Source organism: Candidatus Sarmatiella mevalonica (assembly GCF_016751895.1).
Classification (GTDB): Bacteria; Pseudomonadota; Alphaproteobacteria; order Rickettsiales; family Rickettsiaceae; genus Sarmatiella; species Sarmatiella mevalonica.
Genome location: NZ_JACVVM010000092.1, coordinates 1 through 3,433 on the forward strand (window position 1 = coordinate 1; position 3,433 = coordinate 3,433).

Consider the following 3,433-nt stretch of genomic DNA (forward strand, 5'->3'; position numbering starts at 1 on the left):
ATAAACGTCTGGCATCCCTAGGGGGCGGCCTGCCTTGTTTCCCCCTTCTTTTGTAAATTATCTTTTCGACTACGGCCCATTCTTCATCTGTTAAATCACTCGTATAGCTCGTTGACATCTCATATCCTCCCTTTGATGCCAATCATAACGATGTCCCTCCAATACTTCAACCTTTTGCGTGACTGGTTCTTACTTTTTTAAGAAAAATATTAATGCAATCAAAATTCATCGAAATTTTTGATTTTTTCCTCAGATCTATTATGTCTAACAATCATTTAAATTCAAAGCTTAAGCAACTATGTGTCCGGTACTAAGACCTATCCCTTAGGTTATGCAAGAGGTCTATTAAATCTTTTAGCCGCTTTCTTTATGCTTTCTTTACCATCACGGCTCTCTCTACGGATTGCCTCCGTTGTTCTGGCATTCGTGTGTAATATTTGTCCCATAAGATTTTTCTCCATAAATTATTCTCTTCATAATATATGCCATTATTCTCTGGGATCAAACACTCGCAACAGTCCCATTATGCAGCAGGTCTATTCACTCTCTAATGCGTCTTGTCCTTGAAGTAGTTATAGCTCGTTATTATATAAAATAGTGTAGGTATATCTTTGATGTCTGTTTTAGATAAGGAAGTATCAAGCGCGTTAGGCTTGGAGCGCAAGATGTAGTTGCTCTTTGTAGTTTCTTGTCTAATCTTAGTGTTTACCACAGTTTTTTCATCTTCATACGTAGTATCATTTTATTTATTATATACGTATGCAGAAGTAATACATTCGTCATAATAACAAGTGACGCACAAAGAAAATCAAATGAAACTAAATTAAGAGGTAAGGTATGTCATATATTATAGGTATCGATTTAGGCACAACTAACTCATGTGTCGCAATCATGGAAAATGGAAAGCCAAAAGTAATAGACAATGCAGAAGGATTAAGAACCACACCTTCTATTGTTGCGTTTGCTTCAAATGAAATATTAGTGGGCGACCCTGCTAAACGCCAGGCCGTAACTAACCCTAAGAATACTTTGTATGCTATTAAGAGGTTGATAGGGCGTAGATTTGATGATCCGATGGTAAAGAAGGATCAAGACCTCGTGCCATATAGCATAGTAAAAGCCGATAATGGTGATGCGTGGGTAGAAGTGCAGGGCAAAAGATATTCGCCAAGCCAAGTGAGCGCCTATACTTTGCAAAAAATGAAAGATGCTGCTGAGAGTTATTTGGGGCAAAAGGTTACGCAAGCCATTATAACTGTGCCGGCTTATTTTAATGATGCGCAGCGTCAGGCCACTAAAGATGCTGGACGTATCGCTGGTTTAGAAGTACTGAGAATTATTAACGAACCAACTGCCGCAGCTCTAGCTTATGGCTTAAATAGTGACGGGCATAAAAAAATTGCAGTTTATGATCTTGGCGGTGGTACCTTTGACGTTTCTATTCTAGAAATGGGTGATGGTGTATTTGAGGTGAAAGCAACTAATGGCGATACTTTTCTTGGAGGGGAAGATTTTGATACCAGAATTCTAGACTATTTAATTAGCGAGTTTAAGAAAAGCGCTGGCGTGGATCTTAAAAATGACCCACTAGCATTACAACGTTTGAAAGAAGCCGCAGAGAAGGCTAAGAAGGAACTGTCTTCTACTCAATCTACAGATATAAATTTACCTTATATCACGGCTGATACAAGCGGTCCTAAGCACCTAAACATCACACTATCTAGAGCTAAACTCGAAAACTTGGTTGACGATTTGATAGAAAAAACTATCGAACCTTGTAAAAAAGCCTTAGATGATGCTGGCTTGAAAGTATCTGAAATTGATGAAGTTGTGCTTGTTGGTGGCATGACTAGAATGCCTAAAGTGGTAGAAGCGGTAGAAAAATTTTTTGGTAGAAAACCTCACCAAGGCGTCAACCCAGATGAGGTAGTTGCTTTAGGTGCTGCGGTGCAGGGTGGTGTATTGAAGGGTGATGTAAGAGACATCTTGTTACTAGACGTGACCCCACTTTCATTAGGTATCGAAACTTTGGGTGGAGTATTTACTAAACTTATAGAACGCAACACAACCATCCCAACAAAGAAATCTCAGGTTTTCTCGACAGCAGAGGATAATCAGCACGCGGTAACAGTGCGTGTATTTCAGGGCGAGAGACATATGGCGGCAGATAATAAGCTATTAGGGCAATTTAACCTAGAAGGTATTCCGCCGTCTCCTAGAGGTATGCCACAAATTGAAGTAACGTTTGATATAGATGCAAACGGCATAGTGCATGTTTCTGCTAGAGAGAAGGTGAGTGGCAAAGAACAGAAAGTGACAATCACCACATCTGGCGGATTGAAAGAAGAAGAAATCCAAAGAATGGTGAGAGAGGCAGAGCAGAATGCCGCATCTGATAAGCAAAAACGCGATTTAATTGAAGCGCGCAATAAGGCTGATGGATTAATATATTCCACGGAGAAAAGTTTGCGTGAGTATGGCGACAAGCTTTCTGCCGGCGACAAACAGAAGATTGAAGAGAGTTTAGATGCATTAAAATCATCCTTGGCAGAGGAAGATGTAAAGAAAATCGAAGATGCTATGGCTGAACTGAGCGAAGCTACGCTTAAGATAGGAGAAGCTATATATCAACACCAGAATGGGCAACAGCAAGCTCCAAATGGTGACGCGGGCGGGACAAGTGGTGCTGGCACGTCTGAAGAAAAAGTGGTGGATGCTGAGTATAAGAGTGAGTAGTTGATGTAAAAAACCTCTCCCGCGCTACTCTACTGAATGGCAGAGCATAGGATGCGCGCCTATGCTCGAATCCTCACTTCGCGTATGTTGTATTAGTTTGAATTTGATCTGACATTGCGCTATAAAAGCAGGAGATTAGCGACTGTAGCGCGAAACCCGTTATAGCGTGTAGCGACAGAGCTAATCTTCGTTTAACACAGTAAACAATGGAGATTGAAATGGGTAATTTACAACAAAAAATAATTAAGCCTAAATTAGGATTGTTAGATTTAACAAAACATCTGGGTAATGTATCATCGGGTATTCCTATAGTAATTTAGGTTAGACCTCTTGCGTAAGTATTTAATTAACAATTAGCCAATGCGAGGGGTGAAGAAGGTTGTTCGTGATTATTTTAGCATCAAGCGACAAGCAATTTATTAACGAAATCATTTTTGAAATTAACAATTCCAGCAACAATAGACCTCTTTCCTAACTCTACTCCTGATGGCAACTGTGGCGACGCTGTCGATGCGCAAGTCCTCACGTACTTCATGGGACCGTTGCGAGATGAGGTAATTTTTGTTATAATAAATCTCAAAAGAACGAGGTTTTCAAATGTCTTCAGCGCATCAAATTACAATGGTAAGTTTAAATCAATTAGTTAGTCCAAAGCATCAATATCGCAAATTTAAAGACTTATTTGATTTTGAGGTGG

Annotated in this window: 3 protein-coding genes; 1 reads left to right on the forward strand and 2 read right to left on the reverse strand. The window is 39.9% G+C overall.

The window, feature by feature from the left end:
* Nucleotides 1-329: 329 nt before the first annotated feature.
* Nucleotides 330-461 (reverse strand): hypothetical protein, encoded by a 132-nt coding sequence (locus tag Sarmat_RS07190; RefSeq protein ID WP_279611777.1) that lies wholly within the window; start codon nt 459-461, stop codon nt 330-332.
* Between the two features lie 376 nt (nt 462-837).
* Between Sarmat_RS07190 and dnaK the strand changes: the two genes are divergently transcribed.
* Entirely contained in the window at nt 838-2,736 is a 1,899-nt protein-coding gene (dnaK, locus tag Sarmat_RS06220) for a molecular chaperone DnaK (RefSeq protein ID WP_202149906.1), read from the forward strand.
* A 400-nt stretch (nt 2,737-3,136) separates the two neighbouring features.
* On the opposite strand, the gene Sarmat_RS06225 is transcribed toward dnaK, so the two are convergent.
* A complete protein-coding gene (locus tag Sarmat_RS06225; RefSeq protein WP_202149907.1) occupies nt 3,137-3,316 on the reverse strand; it encodes a hypothetical protein in 180 nt (59 codons plus the stop codon).
* Nucleotides 3,317-3,433 lie beyond the last annotated feature (117 nt).